The organism is Aureimonas altamirensis, from assembly GCF_001463885.1.
GTDB classification, from domain to species: Bacteria; Pseudomonadota; Alphaproteobacteria; order Rhizobiales; family Rhizobiaceae; genus Aureimonas; species Aureimonas altamirensis.
The window spans coordinates 54,688-72,965 of record NZ_BBWQ01000021.1 but is presented as its reverse complement, the minus strand read 5'-3'; the positions used below and the strand labels follow the sequence as shown (position 1 = coordinate 72,965).

Here is an 18,278-nt window from a genome sequence, read left to right as displayed (position 1 = left end):
GCAATCGGTCAGGCAAAATCGTCGGCTTCCAATCGGGCCAGAAGCGCCTGCGCGCCGTCCTTACCAATTGCGCGGCTTGCACAGGCAATAAACTTTTCCGGCACGGCCTGCGGCGGAAGCGGATAGTCGTAGGTTGAACCAAGAGCGGCGGCTACGAAGGTTTCAAGGCGGCGACCGTCTTTTGTTTCGATCGCGATAGCTGCCCCACCGGTGTTGTCACTGTCGTATTTGTAGAGCGAAACCAAAGGCATCAAGGCGCGGGTCGCCGGATCGTTGAAGCGCGCATCCTCCTCGTAATCCTCCATGACGACCTCGCCAGCAACGAGCGCGCGCGCGACCGTATAGTTGGTCGCAAATTTCGCAGCCAACGGGTTTTCCGGCTCCGGGACGTTGATATGCGGGTAGCGGATGGGATGCACGCCGATCTCGACCCTAGCGATATCTTCAACGGTCAGATTGTGCTGTTCACGTAGTTCCAGGATGCCGTCGAGCGGTGGCTGGATCGCGTAGCAGCACGGGAAACGCTTCTGTTTGTTACCCTTGCTACGGTCAAGCAGCCGGATTTCGTCCTTCCATGGTTCGGTGAGGAAGGACGCGTCGTAGGTGGAAGGATCGCCGTTGAAGACGGCAAAGAAACCCTGGTGATGCTCAAAGGCACGGGCGCCAGCGGAGAAGCCGCTTTGGGCGAGCTTGACGGCCATCAAGGCGTTACGGTTGGCATGGCCGACAATGAGTGGCTTGGTCATCGTGCCGAAATTCGACTTGATGCCCGAAGCAAGCGAGGTGGTGAGACTGAAAGCCGTCGCGGTCTCTTCTTCACTCAAGGTGAGGAGTACGGCGAGCGCCCCGACAGCGCCGAAAATTCCAACTGTTGTGGTTGGATGCCAACCGAGCGTGTATTGTCGGCGGCTCACCGTGTTGCCCATGCGCGCCGCCGTTTCAAAGCCCGCTATGTAGGCGTGTAGCACCTTGCGTCCGTTGATATTTTTTTCATCAGCCGCCGCCAGAAGAGCAGGTAGGACGGCGACGGAAACATGGCCGTGCAGATGCGAGTTGGAATCGTCGAAGTCCAACATATGAGCGGCCGCGCCATTGAGCAGTGCAGCGTCGAGGCTGTTGAGCTTCAGGTCCGTACCAAATACCCGCGAGGGGCCATTTGCTGCAGTCGGAACAATGACTTCCCGAAGAATTTTGCTGCCGTCATGGACAGCGCCGGCCAGTGTGACGCCAAGCGTATCAACGATCGCCGTCCGTGCGCGGTCATAGGCTTCCTCCGGGATTTCGCGGCGGGAAAAGGCAAAAAGATTGCGCGCGAAGGTGCTGGCGACGGTGTTCGACATGGATAAATCGCAACTCAACAAGGGCAGAATAACTGACAGTGAAGGGCTGTTTTCCCGATCTGGTACGGCCCCTCAAGATTGCTCAGGATCACTTCGGGATGATGGGACTGAGCAGCTTGCGATAACGTGCATCGTCGGCGTCGAACTGCGCGCGACTCTCTTCAGCGTTCAATACCCGATCGATCAGATGATTTTTTTCGATCATGGCCTTCCATTCAGGTGTCTTCGTGATCGTGGCGAATGCGTTCTCCCAGTAGGCAATTTGCTCCGGCGTGAGGTCGGGGGGAGCGACGATCTTCGGGCTGGAAGAAACGACGATGTCGTAACCCAGTTCTTTCCAGGTCGGGACATCGGCCATGATGCCGCCAACACGGGTTTCAGCCGCGGCTGCGATGTAGCGCAGGTCGCCGGACTCGACATAGGGATTGAGGGCGAAGGGCGTCGTGACGGCGACGTCGATATGGCCGCCGATGGTGGCCGTAACACCTTCGGTCGAGGAGTTGAAGCTGACGACTTTCACCTTCGCCGGATCGATGCCGATCTGCTCGGCAAGGAGCAGCACGCTGATGTGGTTGGTGGTGCCGACGCCGGTTGATATCGAGAAGGAGACAGAGGCGGGGTCGTCCTTCAGCTTGTCGATCAGATCCTGTGCCGATTCAATGCCGGAGTTGGCGCCGGTTGCGAAAACCATTTGCTCATCGAACAAAGTCGCGATGGGCGTCACATCCTTATAGGACAGCGGGCTGCGGCCGAGCACATTGTTGGCGATGATGACATGGCCGGTTACCTGAATGATGTGCGGATCGCCAGCTTTGGAGATCGTATAGGCGAGGGCGACCGCATGACCGCCGCCGGGCTTGTTTGAAACGACATTGCCCTTCGGCGTGAAGCCGCCTTTCTGAAGGAAGTCCGCGATTTCACGCGCCGTGCGATCCGTCGCACCGCCCGGACCAACGCCAAGCACCACTTCAACGGTCCTTTCAGGCGTCCAGCTGGATTGGGCGAAGGCTGCGCGCGGGAACAAGCCCGTCCACGCTGCGGCGAGCGATGTTGCCAGTATCTGGCGGCGGCTTACGGAGATAAGGCTCATGATATGACCTGCGACTTTTGAATTTTGACTGACTATTGGCTGACAGAGGCGAGTAGCTCGCGATAGCGCTTGTCCTCGTTGTCCAGATGAGTGCGCGTTTCGGCGCTGCTTAGTCGGCGCGAAACGAGCGCTTCTTTTTCCAGCATCGCTTTCCACTCGTCAGTGTCGGCTACGTTTGTGAAAGCGTTGTCCCAGTAGGCAATCTGGGCCTCAGTCAGGTTCGGCGGAGCGACAACGAGGCGCCACGCGGCGACAACGATGTCATGACCGAGTTCACGCCAAGTCGGCACCTCGGCAAGCAGTCCGCCCGAACGCTCTTCGCTTGCTGCAGCGATGTAGCGCAGGTCCCCGGATTCCACGAAGGGATTGAGCGCAAAAGGTGTCGTGACGACGACATCGATATGCCCGCCGATTGTGGCGGTCACGCCCTCGGTCGACGAATTGAAGCTCACGGCCTTGATGGCTTTGGTATCGAGCCCAAGCTGCTTGGCGAGCAGCAGAACGCTGATGTGATTGGTGGTGCCGATGCCGGTCGAGATGGAGAAGGAAATAGACGAAGGATCCTGCTTGAGTTTCGCAACAAGGTCCTCAGCAGACTTGATCGAGGAATTCGCGCCGACAGCAAAGACCATCTGTTCATCGAACAAGGTCACGATCGGTGTGAACTGCGTGTAGGAGATCGGGCTGCGGCCGAGAATGTTGTTTGACAGCATGACGCCGCCGACCACTTGCAGGACATGCGGATCGCCGTCCTTGGTCAGCGTATAGGCAAGCGCCACCGAATGACCGCCGCCGGGCCTGTTGGTAACGATGCTCCCGGCCGGCGTAAAGCCGCCATTCTTCAGGAAACGCTCGACGTCACGCGCGGTTCGGTCATTGGCGCCGCCTGGGCCGACGCCCACGACAACCTCGACGGTTCGTTCAGGTTTCCAGCCTGCATCTTGGGCAAAGGCGAGCGGTGGCAGGGCAGGGGTGGCGAGGAGGGCTGCGCCGGACAGCAGTGCCGCGCGGCGGGTCAACACGAGGCGATCAGTTTTCATCAGAGGCCACTCCGGTTGAAGGATCAAGACAGGGTTTTATTTGGCCGCCCAGGTCTAAACCCGACAGCGGCGAGAAGGCGCGAACGGTGGTTCCATGCGAGAGGAAGGACGAACATCAACCCCGCCAGCACGAGGAAGGTGATGGACAGGCCGCTGGACAGGAAAATGCCCATGTCGCCGCCCGAAATGGTGATCGACTGTCGGAAAGATTGCTCGATGCTCTTGCCCAGCACGACGGCCAGAACCATCGGTGCAAGCGGCACGTCGAGCTTACGGAAGATATAGCCGACCACGCCGAAGCCGAGCACGAAAGCAAGGTCGAGCGTGCTGCCATCGATGGAAAAAACGCCAATGGTCGCAATCGTCAGGATAAGCGGCAGCAAGATCCCGGTGGGGATGTAAAGCAAACGTACGAAAAGGAAGATTAGCGGGAGATTGAGAATGAACAGCATGATGTTGCCAAGATACATGCTGTCGATCAGGCCCCAGACGACATCTGGGTTGCGCGTCATCATCAAGGGGCCCGGCTGCAGGCCGTACATGATGAAGGCGCCAAGAAGGACAGCCGTCGTGCCGCCGGAGGGAAGGCCGAGCGTGAGAAGGGGAACCATCGCACCACCGGCCGCGGCATTGTTGGCAGCTTCGGGGCCTGCGACGCCCTCGATCATGCCGGTCCCGAACTTTTCCTTATCCTTGTGGAGGGCGCGTTCGAGTCCATAGGACAGGATGGTCGAGATCGTGGCGCCGGGGCCTGGAAGAACGCCCTTGGCAAAGCCGATAAGCGTGCCGCGCGTGATCGGCATGATCGAGCGGCGCCATTCCTCGCGGGTCAGCCAAAGCCGTCCCTTGATGCGCAACACAGGGGCCTGACCGCGCACATGATCCTCGAAGGTGACGAGCACTTCTGAAACCGCGAACATGCCGACAGCGATGACAAGGAAGCTGATACCGTCCTGCAATTGCGGCACGGAGCCGGTAAAGCGCGGCGATCCACTCTGCAGATCGATGCCCACGGTCGCAATCATCAGGCCGATGACCATCGAGAACAGGCCGCGCGACACGGATTTGCCCGTCAGACTCGACACCGCCGCCATGGAAAAGAGCATGAGGGCGAAATATTCGACCGGACCAAACTTCAGGCCAAAGCGCGCGAGAGGCACCGCCAAGATGCTGAGGGCGATGACCGAGAAAGTGCCGGCGATGAAGGATCCGATGGCGGAAACCGCGAGCGCTGCGCCTGCGCGACCGTTCCTGGCCATCTGGTAGCCGTCGAGAGTGGTCATCACGGACGAGGACTCGCCCGGTGTATTGATCAAGATCGACGTGGTCGACCCGCCATACATCGCGCCGTAATACATGCTGGCGACCATGATAAGCGCACCCGTGGGATCCATCCCGAAAGTGAGTGGCAGCAACAAGGCGATGCCAGCCGATGGCCCGAGGCCAGGAAGAACGCCGACAATGGTACCCAGAACCGTACCGGTGAGAATGAACAGCAGGTTCTGAGGCTCGAGCGCGACCGCAAAGCCGTTCAGCATATATTCGAAATTACTCATCGGATGCACTCAGAACGGGAGGATGCCGCGCGGAAGCGGAACGGCGAAGATGCCAGCGAACAAGGCGTAGCTGATGGCGGCAAACAAAACCGAGACAACCGCGCCGGTAATTTTGCTGCCACGATGGAAAAGCCCGATCATGCCCAGCAGAAACAGCGCTGTGGAAAGAAGATAGCCGAGCGGACCGAAAGCCACGAAGTAAAGCCCGGCCCAGACCGTGGCCGCCGCGACGACGCGAAAATCCTGCCCGGAGAGGTAGGACCGAAAGCGCGCCCAATCTTCCCGAATGCCGGACAGGCTGCGTCCTTCGACGATGAGTGCGACACCGATCAACGCCATTGCTCCTGCCAGAAATGACGGCAGCAGGCGCGGCCCAAGCGGGTCACCGAAGCCGAGCAGCGGGATATTCAGAATTCCCAGCGTGTAAAGACCGGCGATCAGAAAGGCGGTCAGGCCGAGCGCAACATTGGTCATGGGCGTCTTCCGCCGGTGTGAGCTCTGCGCAGAATCAGCTTCGCCGCCTTGCGTGCGGACACGGCAGTCTTCACCTGAATGCTATCAAAGATCGCAAGAAATGCCTGCTCGCCGCTCAATCCTTCGACCAGCGCTCTAAGCTTTTTCCGAACGATGCCAAGTTGGTGCGTGCTGCTTTGATAAAATAAATCGCCTACCGAAGCAATAATACGTTCCCGCTGAGGGGTTCGATATCTCACGCAGAACCTACAAAAGAAAAGAATGATCGTTCTTGTAGGGTAAAGAAACAAATGCCGAGCAACAGGCAGTCTGTCCCATATCGTCGTCCGATATTGGAATGTATTGATTATTCTCAGGGCGTTGTCAGAATAAAAAACTCGTGAGCGCGGTTACTTGGCGTCTTGAAGGTGAATTTCGCATTTCTGCTGCGGCGGGAGCGGCCGTCATGCCGTGCGTCGTTGCGTGTTGCGGCGGAATGGACGCTATCGTGACGCGCATAAGCGTCGATAGCGTCTTCCGTTCTACCTGTTGCGAGATCCCGTGTGGCATCGCGTTGCCATGATTCACGCTGACGCCGCACTTCACCGATCTTCCAGCGCGTTCGCTCGTCGTCCGATCAGGCGTCGAACCCTTCCAGCACGATCTTGCCCCGAGCCTTGCCGCTTTCGATCAAGGCGTGCGCACGCTTGAGGTTCGTCGCATTGATCGGCCCGAAGTTTTCGGCCAGCGTGGTGCGCAGCGTACCGTCATCGACCAGGCGCGAGACCTCGTTCAGCAGCACGCCCTGTTCCGCGATATCCGCCGTGCCGAACATCGGCCGCGTGAACATCAACTCCCAATGTACCGACACGCTCTTGCGCTTGAACGGGTTGATGTCGAGCGTGGCCGGGTCATCGATGAGGGCGAAGCGGCCTTGCGGCGCGATCAACTCCACGATTTCGGCAAGATGCTGCCCGGTGTTGGTGGTCGAGAAGACGAAGGCGGGCGCACCAATGCCGAGAGCCTCGACCGCGCTGGCCAAGGGTCTGGAATGATCCACGACATGATGTGCGCCGAGATCGGTTGCCCAGGCCGTCGTTTCGGGCCGTGACGCGGTGGCGATGACGGTCAGGCCGGTCAGCTTGCGGGCGAGCTGGATGGCGATGGAGCCCACGCCGCCGGCGCCGCCGATGATAAGGATCGCCTGCGCGGCACCGGGAACGGCGCGGCCCTTCACGTCGAGCCGGTCGAACAGGGTTTCCCATGCGGTGATCGCCGTCAGCGGCAGCGCCGCCGCCTCGGCCCAGCCCAGCGATTCCGGCTTGCGACCGACAATGCGTTCGTCGACAAGATGGAACTGCGCATTGGTGCCGGGCCGCGTGATTGAGCCAGCATAGAACACCGCGTCGCCAGGCTTGAACATGCCGGCCTCGGGCCCCGTCTCGACAACGACGCCCGCCGCATCCCAACCCAGCACCTTCCAGCTACCGGCTTCCGGCCGGCCGCTTGCGCGGATCTTGGTATCGACCGGATTGACGGAGATGGCCTTGATCTCGACCAGCAGGTCGCGGCCCGATGGGGTCGGCCGCGGCAGATCCACATCGACCAGCGAATGCTCATCGGTGATGGGAAGGGGGGCCTGATAGCCGATGGCGCGCATCTCAAATCTCCTGTTCGATCGAAAACCTCGTGTCTGGCAACAGGTGACGGTTCGGCGTACCATTCGCAAGAATGTACATGAATTGCACATAGTGTCGAAAAGGATACCGTCCCATGCCTCGCCCCCGCCACGCGCGTTACGATTGCAGCCCCGGTTGCCCGGTGGAGGCGACGCTTGCGCTGATCGGCGGCAAGTGGAAGGGCGTGGTGCTGTGGCATCTGCTGCAAGGCACGCTCCGCTTCAACGAGATCCGCCGCCGGCTGGCGAACGTGACGCAACGCATGCTGACCAATCAGCTCCGTGAACTGGAGATGGACGGCTTCGTGATCCGCACCGTCTACGCGCAAGTTCCGCCCAAGGTTGAGTACAGCCTGTCGGAACGGGGCCGGAGTCTCGAGCCTGTCATCCTCGCACTCAATGCCTGGGGCCTGGCCAATGCCGTCGAAGCCGCCGGCGATACGGAAATCCGCGACGCGGCCGAGTAGCCGCAGCGTCTTGCTGCAGCATCGAGTGACCACCGCCATTGCCCTCTTGCCGAGGTCCCGCGCCCTTTAGTGGGCCGGCCACACGCGTCTAAAATTTGCCGGAATGGCCTATACATACAGATGATAACGTGAATAAGAATTGTGTTTGCCAACCACTGCGTGATTCGCGCAGCGATTGGCAGCGCTTCGCGTCGATCGACATCGGGACAAGGTGACCTTCAACGACTGGATGCGTCTTGAAATGTCATTTAAAGGAAAATACAGTTCGGACATCGCCGATAATTCGGTTCAGGATCACCTGAACTACAATTTTTAGTAGATGTTTCGATCAGTGATTGAATCTATAATTGCGGAGTTTCCATGAATACGACTGTAGAATCAACCGAAGCGCCAGCCGTCGAAACGATGCTGCCGCTTTTCTATCGCAAGCCTACGCTTCTGCGTTCGGATGCGCATGCGGGATTCGGCCTTCGGCGCGACGCGACCGCGTCCTTCGCAGCCGGTGCGACTGCGATCCCCATCGTCGCCAGCGAATTCGCCGCGGCCGGCCGCCAGTATCCGATCGTGTTCACCAATGACGGTTCGGCGATGCCCGTCATCGTGACGGGCATCGAAGCCGGCAAAAGCCTCTTCGTCGACGCGGATGGCCGCTGGAAGCAGGGCTTCTACGTGCCCGCCTATATCCGGCGCTATCCCTTCATCGGCATCACCCTGTCGAGTGAAGAGCGCCTCATGCTCGGCTTCGACGAACAGAGCGACAGCATCACCGCGGCCGCAGCCGATGTCGATGCGCTTCCGCTGTTCGACGATGAGGGCAACCCGACGGATGTCAGCCAGCGCGCCATCGACCTGTGCGAAAATTACGCGGTGGAGCACAGGCAGATCAAGGAATTCGGCGCCGCGCTGCTGGAGCACAAGCTGCTGGTCGAGCGCAACGCGCAGATCCGGCGCGACGACGACGACATCGTCGCCGAGATCAGCAGCTTCCGTGTGGTCGACGAGGCCGCGCTGCGCGCGCTTCCGCAGGAAGTGGTGCTGGAGTTCCATGCCAAGGGCTGGTTCCATCTGATCGTCCTGCACCTGGCCTCGCAGCTTAGCTGGCAGTCGGTGATCGCCGCCGCTTCGCCGCAGGCGCTTTCCTAAGCTTCGGCCATTTCGAACAGCCGGCCGCGATGCTACATCGGGGCCGGCCTCGACAATCGACCGGAGTTCGCCCTTGCCCAGCCGCCTCCCGCGCAATCTGTGCCTCGCCGCCGCATTTTGGATGACGGCATTTCCTGCCCTGGCCCAGAATGGCGGCGCGGTGCCGCAGCCGGGCGGCGCATCGTCGCTGCAGGAAAATTTTGGCGACTGGACGGTTCTGTGCGCGCTTCCGGGCGGTCGCAAGACGTGCAGCCTGTCGCAGAGCCAGTCCGACGCGCAGTCACGCCAGCGTATCGTTGCCATCGAGCTCGCGCCCGGTGGCGAGGGCGTCGTCGGCGGCGCGCTCGCCATGCCGTTCGGCCTTGTCCTTGCCGAGGGCGTCAGCCTGAAGGTGGATGGAGGCGCGCTGGGTGGTCAGCGCGCCTTCCGCACCTGCCTTCCGGCCGGCTGCATCGTACCGCTGTCTCTGGCGGCGGGCGATGTCGAGCGCCTTGCCGGCGGAGAGACGCTGGAACTTGGCGCCGTTGCCGCCGAGAACAACCAGCCGGTGACGCTATCCCTCTCGCTCAACGGATTTTCCGCCGCGCTCCAGCGCCTCCGGTCGCTGATGTAGGCATACGCTCAGGCGTTGCCGGGTAGCGGCGGCGCCAAGCCCTCCTCTGACCAACTCTCTGCAACGGGTGCGCCCGGCAGGCCGCCCTGATAGACCACGATGGGGCTGCCATCGCGAACCGTGTCGTACAGGTGGATGACATCCTGGTTCAGAAGCCGGATGCAGCCGGATGAGACAGCCTTGCCGATGGACCACGGCTGGAATGTTCCATGCAGGCGATACAGCGTGTCGGCGCCATTCTGGTGGATGTACAGAGCCCGCGCGCCCAACGGGTTGCGTGGGCCCGGGTCCATTCCGCCATTGGCGATGCTGTAGGGCTGCAGTTCGGGCTGGCGCGCCACCATGGAGTCCGGCGGCGTCCAGCGGGGCCATTCCCGCTTATAGGCAATGACGGCGCGGCCATCCCAGGCGAAGCCGTCGCGGCCGACGCCGATACCGTACCGCGTGGCCATGCCGTTCTGTCCGACGTGGTATAGATACTTGGCCTGCGTATCCACGACGACGGTGCCCGGTCTTTCCGCATGGGGAAAGGCGACGTCCTGCCGCCACAGATGTTGCGGAATGCGGGAAACGTCGACGGCCTCTACCGGGAAGCGCTCGTTGGGCAGCGCCTGGTACATCAGGGGCGTTGCAGGCGGCGGCGGTGGTGCCGGCGGTGTCGGCGCCACGGGCGGTGCCGGGTTGGCCGTAACGCATCCGCTGAGCAAAAAGGCGCTACCGCCGGCCAGGAGGCCGCGGCGCGTCAGCCTGCCGGGCCCGGTCGGGGCGTCGGTCGATGAATCGGTCATGATGGGTCTCGCTTCAACATCGAAGTCGCGTCGCAAGGGCGGCGCCACGGGCTTCGACAGTTCATTCAGGAAAGGGTGGCCTGAAGAAGCGAGCCTCTGGGTGGTCTGTCGCCGGGCGGTACATGCCGGGAAACGGCACTTTCGGTGAAGGGCAGGAAACTCTGCGCGCTGCCGCCGTCGCGCTGCGGCAGGACATGAACCGGCAGGATGCTGGACGCGACCTGGCAATAGAACAGGCGCGCTTCGTCCGACCATGTGTCGCCGAAGTCGGATGCCGCGTCGGCAACGGAGTGGTGCTGATGGCTGCCCGCACGGTCGGCCGCCCGCTCGGCCGCGGCGACCGGGCCGAGAAGCGACATCGCCGTAACGACGGCAATCAGAAGAGCACGCAAGGCAACCAAAGGTCGCTTCACCTCAGCATATGAAGACAGCGCTGGTTACAAAAGCAAGGTGTCGAGACTTGGGCGTACCGGCCCTACAGCGCCGCGCGCGGATCGGTGCGGGCCAGGCGCGCGAGAAGATAGTCCACTTCCTGCCTGGCGGTGTCGGAAAGGCTCCCGCCCGGTTTGCGCTGCCGGTCGCAGGCGATGGCGCCCCGCCGCTTCAATATGTATTTGCGGACCGCAAGCCCGACACCCTGCTGCTGCTCGTAGCGAATGAGCGGCAGGTGCGCGTCGAACAGATCGTGCGCCGCATCGCGGCGGCCGGCTTTCTGCAGGGATGCCAGTTCGGCCAGCATGTCGGGAAAGGCGTAGCCGGTCATCGCGCCGTCGGCGCCGCGTTCGCCCTCGAAATCCAGGAACAGCCCGCCATTGCCGCACAGGATGGACAGGGGGCGCAGGCTGCCCTCGGCCTGCCAGCGCCGCAAGGTGGAGATCTTCTCCAGGCCCGGCCAGTCCTCGTGCTTCAGCATCACGCAGGAGGGCAGGGCCGTGACGATGCGGCGGATGACGCCCGGCGTCATGATAACCGACAGCGTCAGCGGATAATCCTGCAGCACGAAGGGGATATCGTCGCCGATGGCCTCCACCGCATCGGTGAAATAGGCGACGATCTGATCGTCGGTGCGAAGGTTGGGTGTGGGTGCGATCATCACCCCGGCGGCGCCGAAATCCATCGAATCCCGGGCAAGCGTCTTCATGGCCGCAAAGCCCGGGGCCGAAACGCCGACGACCACGGGAATGGGCGCCCGGGCCACGATGCGGCGCACGACCAGACGCGCTTCCTCCGCGTCCAGCTTCTGCGCCTCGCCCATGATCCCGAGAATGGTGAGCCCCGTTGCTCCGGATTCGACATAGAAGTCGGTGAGCCGGTCCAGCGAGGCTTCGTCGAGGCGACCCGCATCGTCGAAGGGGGTCGCGGCAATCGGAAACACGCCGCTGGCTTCGGCCGTCAATCGAGACCCTTGGTTATCTGATGGCACGAGCACCTCCCTATGCCGCGTCGAATCGAACGCCGAGCACAACCGGATAGAAGCCGGAATGCAACCGTGCGGTCAGGCGATCATCTCGCAGCCGGCCGCTTCCAGGGCCTTGTCGACCCAGCTTCGGTCCAGCGTGCCGGCCAGCGTGTCGCGCATCTGGCGGTCTTCCGCCGCCTGCTTCTTCTGGGCGGCAGCCAGCACGGTGGCGGCATCGGCCTGCGGTACGCAGACCACGCCATCGGCATCGCCAAGGATCAGATCTCCGGGGGCGATGGGCATGCCATCGAGTGCGATGGGGAAGCCGATCTCTCCGGGGCCGGTCCGATAGGGGCCACGGTGGGTGACGCCACAGGCGAAGACGGGCAGTCCGCGCTCCGCGATCGCGGCGGAATCGCGGATGGCGCCGTTCAGCACGAAGCCGGCGATACCGCGCTGGATGGCATGCACCAGCATCAACTCGCCCATCAGCGAATTGGTCATGTCGCCACCGGCATCGACGACGATCACGTCGCCGGGCTCGGCCATGTCGATGGCCTTGTGGATCATCAGATTGTCGCCGGGACGGCAGCGTACGGTGAGCGCCGGTCCGCACAGCACCTCATCCCCGTGCATCGGCTGCAAAGTGGGGCCGGCCGCAGCCAGCCGCTGCATCGAATCGCTGACATTGGCGGCCGGAAGCGCGCGGAAGGCGGCCACCAAGCTGGCGTCGATGCGTGTCCAGCTCTGCTTGATGCGGAAACCATAGGGCATAGGGTGTCTTTCCTTGCGATGGGTGGGTCAGGCGGCAAGCGTTGCGGGCAGCGCAAGGCTGCGCGCATCCGGCGGATTGCCGTCAAGAACGCTGATGATGTGGCGTGCGGCCGTCTCGGCCATGGTGATGGCGGATCCCTTCGTCACGCCGCCGACATGCGGGGTGACGATCAGATTGGGTGCGGCCCATAGCGGTCCGTCCGGGGAGGGCGGCTCTGCCGCGAAGCTGTCGAGCCCGGCGCCGGCGATGCGACCATCGGCCAGCGCCGCCGCCAGCGCCGCCTCGTCGATAAGACCGCCACGGGCGGTGTTGACGATCAGCGTCTGCGGGCCCATCCGCTCGATCAGCCCGGCATCGACGATGTTGCGCGTTTCGCGCGTCAGCGGGCAATGCAGGCTGACGATATCGACGTCGGACACCAGAGCCTCCACATTATCGGCGACGGCAAGCCCGGCAGCCGCGATCTCGCCGGCGGCGTGCGGATCGTAGACAGTGACATCCATGCCCAGCGCCACGGCAAGGCGGGCCGTTTCGCGCCCGATTGCGCCGAAGCCGATCAGTCCCAGGCGGGCGCCGGCGATATCCCGGCCGATGAAGCTCGGCTTGGGCCATTGCCCACCCTTGACGGCGGTGTCGAGCGCCGGAAACTGCTTCAGCAGCGCGAGCATCAGGGAGACGGCGTGTTCGGCCACCGCCAGCGCGTTGGAGCCGAGCGAGCGCAGCACCGGAATATCGAGGGCTGCTGCGGCCTCCAGGTCTACATTGTCGACGCCCACACCGTGCTTGACGATGACCTTCAACCGGGAAGAGGCGCCGATGACCGAGGCGTCGATGCGCCCCTGCCGCACCATCAGCGCGTCCGGCTGAAGCTCGGCCATGCGCGCGGCGACGACCTCGGACGCATCGTAGGGTGGCGAGAAGAAGACATCGATGTCGTGCGCGTTCAACAGCGCCACCGCACTCGGTGCGATGCTGTTATGCGTCACCAGCACGCGCCGTGTGCGCGGTTTGCCCATCGTCATGCTTGCGCTCCGTTGTCTTGCGGAATGCGCGCCAGGACGGCGCGCGCTCGGGTTACGATGGGCGCGTCGATGAAGCGCCCATCCAGCGTGAAGGCCCCGACATTGCGGCCGGCCGCCTCTTCGCTGGCTTCGACGACGCGGCGCGCCCAGGCGATGTCGGCCTGCGTGGGCGCGAAGGCCGCGTTGAGAATGGAGACGATGGCCGGGTGGATGCAGCTTGCGCCGTCGAAGCCGAAGCGCCGCGCTTCCTGTGCCGCAGCCTGCATGGCCGCTTCGTCGGCATAGTCCGCGACGCTGCGCAACAGGCCGAACGACAGGAGCCGCTCCGCCTTGGCCGCCATGTGCACCAGAAGCTTGGGCAGGCGCAGCACCTCCGGCAGGGGCTCGGCCCCCATTTCGGTGGCGATATCCTCGCCGCCCGTCGACAGGGCCATAACCCGCGGTCCCCGGGCTATGGCGCGTGCATCCAGCACGGCGCCGGGGTCTTCCAGCAGCGGCACGAAGCGCATCGGCGCACGGCCCAGCGCGGCTTCCACCGGCGCCAGCCTTTCTGCCAGCTCGACCAGAATGTCGACGCTCCCCACCTTGGATACATAGAGGGCATAGGCGCCGGCACGGCACGCCGCCTCCGCATCGGCAAAGATCAGTTCCCGCTCCGCATTGATGCGCACGAAAACCGTCGCGCCGCCCTTGGCCACCTCCGGTACCGCCTCGGCAAGGCCGGCGCGCGCCGCTTCCTTGGCATTGGGGGCCACGGCATCCTCGAGGTCCAGGATAATTGCATCCGCGCCGCGCCGGTGCGCGCCGGCGATGAAACGCTCGCTCGATGCCGGCACATAGAGAAGCGAGCGGATCATTCCCTGTCCTCCCGCACGCGCGCATCCCGCCCGGCCGGCAGCGGCTCCAGCCCCAGCTCGGCGAGGATCTCCTCCGTATGCTCGCCGAGCGCCGGGGCCGGGTGGCGCCATGCGCCGGGCGTCTCGGAAAGGCGCGGCACGATGTTGTGCATGGGCAGGCTGCCATTGTCTGCGTCTTCCACTTCCACGACGATTTCGCGGGCGTGGAAGTGCGGGTCTTCGGCAATATCGGCGATATCGTAGACCGGGCCGACGGTTGCGCCGGCGGCGCGCATCTCCGTCAGTGCCGCGCCCCTGTCCCGTGTGGCGAACCATGCGCCAAGGGCGGTGTCAATCTCGTCGCGGTGGCGCACGCGGTCGGCATTGGTGGCAAAGCGCGGGTCTGTCTTCATGTCCGGCCGGCCAATGATCTCGAAAATCCGGAAGGCGACGACCTGGGTGGAGCCCGACAGGGCGACATATTTACCGTCGCCGCACAGATAGACATTGCGCGGCGACACGGTGTTGGACGCGCTGCCCGAACGTTGTTTCACCTTGCCCGTCACCCGGTGGATGGCGGCTTCCGGCCCAAGCACCGAAAAGATCGGCTCCAGCAGAGAAAGATCGATCACTTGTCCACGGGCAAGCCCGCGCTGCCGTGCCAGGAGCGCGGTGGAAACCGCCTGGGCGCCCTGCAGCCCGGCGATCATGTCGGCCAGCGCCAGCGGCGGCAGAACCGGCTCCCGGTCGGGAAAACCGGTGCGGGCGGCAAAGCCGCTCATGGCCTCCACCAGCGTGCCGAAGCCGGGATACTGCGCGTAAGGGCCTGTCTGGCCGAAGCCGGAGATGCGCACCACGATCAGGTCGGGGTTGCGCTCCAGAAGCGTCGTCGGCGCAAGGCCCATGCGTTCCAGCGTGCCGGGGCGGAAGTTTTCGATGAAGACGTCGGCCGTATCCAGAAGGGCCAGCAGCGCCTGCCTGTGCGTATCGTCGCGCAGGTTGAGCATGATGGAACGCTTGTTGCGACCATAGGTCTTCCAGTGCAGCGATTGCCCGTCATCGCGCCAATCGCGCAACGGGTCGCCCGCAGGGGGTTCCACCTTGATGACGTCGGCGCCGAAATCGGCAAGCTGCAGCGACAGCATGTTGCCGGCGACGAGGCGCGACAGATCGACGACGCGGATCCCCTGCATGGGCCCGGTGCGGGCCGGGTCGAAGCGGAGGGGCGGTTTGGCATCCAGCATGTCAGGCAGCCTCCGGCCCGGCGGCGAAGACGGTGGTGGCGGCTTGTGGAATGCGCACGAAGACACGGTCCTGTGTCACCGGTCGCGTCGTCTGGATGCGGAAGATCTCTCCCGCGCCTGCAAGCTCGTACTGGTACACCGAGCCGAGATAGGTGCCGGAGCGCACGTCGGCCGCAAAACCGTTTTCGCTGAGGCCGGGCACGATCTCGATGTTTTCCGGCCGCACGGCCACCACGAGCGAGCCGTCGCTATGGGCATCGCCCGCCCCGGCGCTGATCTGCGTGCCGTCCGCCAGCGCCACTCTGGCGCCGGCCGCATCCTTGCCCAGCAGGCGCCCCGACAGAAAGTTGGAAGAGCCGATGAAATCGGCGACGAAGGCGTCGGCCGGCCGCTCGTAGATTTCATTCGGCGTGCCGAGCTGCCGCATGCGGCCCATGCTCATCACCGCGATCCGGTCGGAGACCGCCAGGGCCTCGGCCTGATCGTGCGTGACGTAGATTGTGGTGACGCCCAGCCGCTCCTGCAGTTCGCGCAGCCAGACACGGGCGCGCTCGCGCAGCTTGGCATCGAGGTTGGACAAGGGCTCGTCCAGCAGCAGCAGGCCGGGGCGGTAGACGAGCGCGCGTGCCAGCGCCACGCGCTGCTGCTGGCCGCCCGACAGCTCGAACGGGTAGCGATCCGCGTAGGGGGTCATCTCCACGAGGCCTAGAGCTTCGGCGATCTTCTCGTCGCGCTCTGCCCGCCCGATGCGCCGCAATTGCAGCGGAAAGGCCAGGTTTTCAGCAACGGTCTTGTGCGGCCACAGGGCGTAGCTCTGGAAGACGAGGCCGATATTGCGCCGCTCCGGTGCAACCTCCACGCCGCGTTCGCCGTCGAACAGAACCGTGTCGCCGATGCGGATCGTGCCGGATGTGGCCTTGTTCAGCCCGGCGATGGAGAACAGCGTGGTGGATTTTCCGCAGCCAGAAGGGCCAAGCAGCGTCAGGAACTCTCCCGAGGGGACGGTGATCGAGACGTCGTTGACGGCGGTGACGCCGCCATAGCGGATGGTGAGGTGGTCGAGGACGAGGTCAGCCATAGATCCGGGCTCCCAGGACGCGGCGCGCGAGGATCACGAAGACCGCGGTGATGACGACTTGGATGGTTGCGAGGGCGGAAACGGGTCCGTTGTCGCCCTGCGCCACGAGCTGCAGCATGGTCGTGCCGATGATCTCGGAGCCCGGCTGGTACAGGAAGACCGCCGTGACGTATTCCTTGAAGAAATGGATGAAGAGCAGCGCGAAGCACGAGAAGAGCGCCGGCTTCAGGATCGGCAGGATGATGCGGGTGACGGTCGTCCACCAATCCGCGCCGGATATGCGCGCTCCCCTGTCGAGCTCGTCGCCGATCTGTGAGAGAGCCGGCGCGATGGCCCCGAACCCCACCGGGATGTAGCGCAGGATGAAGACGATCATCAGCACGTAGATCGTGCCGCGGATGACGTCGAGACCGGGTATCCACACCAGGGCGTAGAAGAAGCCGAGGCCGGCGATGATGCCGGGCAGCGAGCGCGGAAACAGCGCCAGATACTCCAGCGGCCTTGCGTAGCGGAAGTCCGAACGCCGGGCGATCAGCGTGACGACGGCGATGAAGAAGGTGCCGATGATGGCGCCGAAGAAAGAGACCAGAACCGTGTTGACGATCGAGCGGACATAATTGCTTGACGTCAGGATCAGCTCGAAATTGGCGGTCGTGATGAGTTTCCAGAACGGGATCAACGGCGTCAGGAAGGTGACGCTGGCGCGCATGAAGATGCCGCCGAACACCGCGATGATGGTGAAGAAGACATAGGCGAAGACAACAGCGAAGGCGAACCAGCGCCAGAGCCCGAGATCCAGGATCTGGGGTCGGCTGGCCTTGCCGCGCAACGTGACGAAACGGCCGGAATCCTTCATCAGCCGGCCCTGCAGCCACACCAGGAAGGCAACGACCGCCAGCAGGATCAGCGCAGCCGCGCCGACGATGCCGTAATCCGGCTGCACGGCGGCGTTGATGCCCTTGTCGTACAGGAAGGTGGTGATGGTCATGATGCCGCTGGGGCCGCCGAACAGCAGCGGAATGGCGAGCATCTCGATACCGATGACGAAGTTGAGCACGGCGGAGTAGATGATGGCCGGCCGCATCATCGGCACGGTAACGGACCACAGGGCGCGGAACGGCCCGGCGCCGGCAGAGCGCGCGGCCGATTCCAGTTGCGGGTCGGCCTTGGTGACGGCGCCGATGCACATGAGGTAGGTCAACGGTGCCTGGCTGAGGCCGGCCACGATGCCCATGCCGGTCAGCGAATAGAGGTTCCACGGTACGCCGCCGAACCAGCTTCGCATGGCAAGCGAGAAGTAGCCGGAGGGCCCGTACATGGTGAACCACCCGAAGGCGATGACGAGATTGCTGACGAAGAGCGGCCAGACCATCAGCTCGCCCATCCAGATGCGGCCCGGCAGGTTGGTGCGGCCCACCACCACGGCGGCAATGGCCCCGAACACCTGCGCGACGCCCATGGTGAGCATTGCGAAGTACAGCGTATTCAGGAAGATCCGTCCGATGCCGGCCTCTCCCAGCAGGCGGACGAAGTTTGTCAGCGTGAAGGTGTTGTCGCCGGCGTAGAGCGGCTCGGCAAGGAAAGCCTGCACCGCGATCGGGGCGATCGGCCCGATGACGAGCACCGCCGTCAGCAGGGATACACCCCAGAAAATCAGACGCGAGCGGTCTGTCGCGGGGGCCTTCGCCCCCACTGGCGCACTGTGGGACATTGTGTTTCCACCGGGTTACGGGCGGTGTTGCGCCCAGGCTGCCGT

Annotated in this window: 19 protein-coding genes; 3 read left to right on the top strand and 16 right to left on the bottom strand. The window is 63.5% G+C overall.

Annotation, left to right across the window (positions count from 1 at the left end; genetic code table 11):
* Positions 1–8 precede the first annotated feature (8 nt).
* The 7 genes from AUL31_RS16400 to AUL31_RS16375 all read right to left on the bottom strand — a co-directional run bounded on the left by AUL31_RS16400 (position 9) and on the right by AUL31_RS16375 (position 7,139).
* Positions 9–1,340, bottom strand: a complete 1,332-nt coding sequence (locus tag AUL31_RS16400; RefSeq protein ID WP_060609251.1) for an MmgE/PrpD family protein — start codon at positions 1,338–1,340, stop codon at positions 9–11.
* Positions 1,341–1,428: 88 nt separating this feature from the next.
* Positions 1,429–2,430, bottom strand: coding sequence for a Bug family tripartite tricarboxylate transporter substrate binding protein (locus tag AUL31_RS16395; protein WP_060609248.1), 1,002 nt, complete (start codon positions 2,428–2,430; stop codon positions 1,429–1,431).
* Positions 2,431–2,462: 32 nt separating this feature from the next.
* Positions 2,463–3,470: a tripartite tricarboxylate transporter substrate binding protein gene (locus AUL31_RS16390; protein ID WP_082646992.1), complete on the bottom strand. Its 1,008-nt coding sequence runs from the start codon at positions 3,468–3,470 to the stop codon at positions 2,463–2,465.
* 23 nt (positions 3,471–3,493) lie between these two features.
* A complete protein-coding gene (locus AUL31_RS16385) occupies positions 3,494–5,026 on the bottom strand; it encodes a tripartite tricarboxylate transporter permease (RefSeq protein WP_060609241.1) in 1,533 nt (510 codons plus the stop codon).
* Between the two features lie 9 nt (positions 5,027–5,035).
* Complete coding sequence (locus tag AUL31_RS16380) at positions 5,036–5,500, bottom strand: tripartite tricarboxylate transporter TctB family protein (protein WP_060609238.1); 465 nt, start codon at positions 5,498–5,500, stop codon at positions 5,036–5,038.
* Between the two features lie 352 nt (positions 5,501–5,852).
* Positions 5,853–6,089 (bottom strand): AAA family ATPase, encoded by a 237-nt coding sequence (locus AUL31_RS20880; RefSeq protein ID WP_082646991.1) that lies wholly within the window; start codon positions 6,087–6,089, stop codon positions 5,853–5,855.
* A 27-nt stretch (positions 6,090–6,116) separates the two neighbouring features.
* On the bottom strand, positions 6,117–7,139 hold the full coding sequence (locus AUL31_RS16375; RefSeq protein ID WP_060609234.1) for a zinc-binding alcohol dehydrogenase family protein: 1,023 nt from the start codon (positions 7,137–7,139) through the stop codon (positions 6,117–6,119).
* Between the two features lie 113 nt (positions 7,140–7,252).
* On the opposite strand from AUL31_RS16375, the gene AUL31_RS16370 reads away from it, so the two are divergent.
* From AUL31_RS16370 to AUL31_RS16360, 3 genes are all read left to right on the top strand, one after another.
* Entirely contained in the window at positions 7,253–7,624 is a 372-nt protein-coding gene (locus AUL31_RS16370; RefSeq protein WP_060609231.1) for a winged helix-turn-helix transcriptional regulator, read from the top strand.
* 360 nt (positions 7,625–7,984) lie between these two features.
* Entirely contained in the window at positions 7,985–8,767 is a 783-nt protein-coding gene (locus AUL31_RS16365) for a SapC family protein (protein WP_060609228.1), read from the top strand.
* 121 nt (positions 8,768–8,888) lie between these two features.
* Positions 8,889–9,380, top strand: a complete 492-nt coding sequence (locus tag AUL31_RS16360) for an invasion associated locus B family protein (protein WP_060609225.1) — start codon at positions 8,889–8,891, stop codon at positions 9,378–9,380.
* 8 nt (positions 9,381–9,388) lie between these two features.
* On the opposite strand, the gene AUL31_RS16355 is transcribed toward AUL31_RS16360, so the two are convergent.
* The 9 genes from AUL31_RS16355 to AUL31_RS16315 form a co-directional block, all read right to left on the bottom strand.
* Complete coding sequence (locus AUL31_RS16355; protein ID WP_060609222.1) at positions 9,389–10,168, bottom strand: L,D-transpeptidase; 780 nt, start codon at positions 10,166–10,168, stop codon at positions 9,389–9,391.
* A gap of 65 nt (positions 10,169–10,233) precedes the next feature.
* Positions 10,234–10,569: a hypothetical protein gene (locus tag AUL31_RS16350; protein WP_060609217.1), complete on the bottom strand. Its 336-nt coding sequence runs from the start codon at positions 10,567–10,569 to the stop codon at positions 10,234–10,236.
* Positions 10,570–10,643: 74 nt separating this feature from the next.
* Positions 10,644–11,591 (bottom strand): dihydrodipicolinate synthase family protein, encoded by a 948-nt coding sequence (locus AUL31_RS16345; protein ID WP_060609293.1) that lies wholly within the window; start codon positions 11,589–11,591, stop codon positions 10,644–10,646.
* A 72-nt stretch (positions 11,592–11,663) separates the two neighbouring features.
* Positions 11,664–12,341, bottom strand: a complete 678-nt coding sequence (locus AUL31_RS16340) for an RraA family protein (RefSeq protein WP_060609214.1) — start codon at positions 12,339–12,341, stop codon at positions 11,664–11,666.
* 27 nt (positions 12,342–12,368) lie between these two features.
* Positions 12,369–13,364 carry a hydroxyacid dehydrogenase gene (locus tag AUL31_RS16335; protein ID WP_060609211.1) on the bottom strand — a complete coding sequence of 332 codons (996 nt, stop codon included), beginning with the start codon at positions 13,362–13,364 and terminating at the stop codon, positions 12,369–12,371.
* A complete protein-coding gene (locus tag AUL31_RS16330; protein WP_060609207.1) occupies positions 13,361–14,221 on the bottom strand; it encodes an HpcH/HpaI aldolase/citrate lyase family protein in 861 nt (286 codons plus the stop codon). Before AUL31_RS16330 ends, AUL31_RS16335 begins: the two co-directional genes overlap by 4 nt.
* The gene (locus AUL31_RS16325; protein ID WP_060609204.1) at positions 14,218–15,444 is read right to left on the bottom strand and encodes a CaiB/BaiF CoA transferase family protein; all 1,227 of its coding nucleotides are present in this window, start codon (positions 15,442–15,444) and stop codon (positions 14,218–14,220) included. Before AUL31_RS16325 ends, AUL31_RS16330 begins: the two co-directional genes overlap by 4 nt.
* 1 nt (position 15,445) lies before the next feature.
* The gene (locus AUL31_RS16320) at positions 15,446–16,522 is read right to left on the bottom strand and encodes an ABC transporter ATP-binding protein (RefSeq protein ID WP_060609201.1); all 1,077 of its coding nucleotides are present in this window, start codon (positions 16,520–16,522) and stop codon (positions 15,446–15,448) included.
* On the bottom strand, positions 16,515–18,233 hold the full coding sequence (locus tag AUL31_RS16315) for an ABC transporter permease (RefSeq protein ID WP_060609198.1): 1,719 nt from the start codon (positions 18,231–18,233) through the stop codon (positions 16,515–16,517). The genes AUL31_RS16320 and AUL31_RS16315 overlap by 8 nt, the downstream gene beginning before the upstream one ends.
* Positions 18,234–18,278 lie beyond the last annotated feature (45 nt).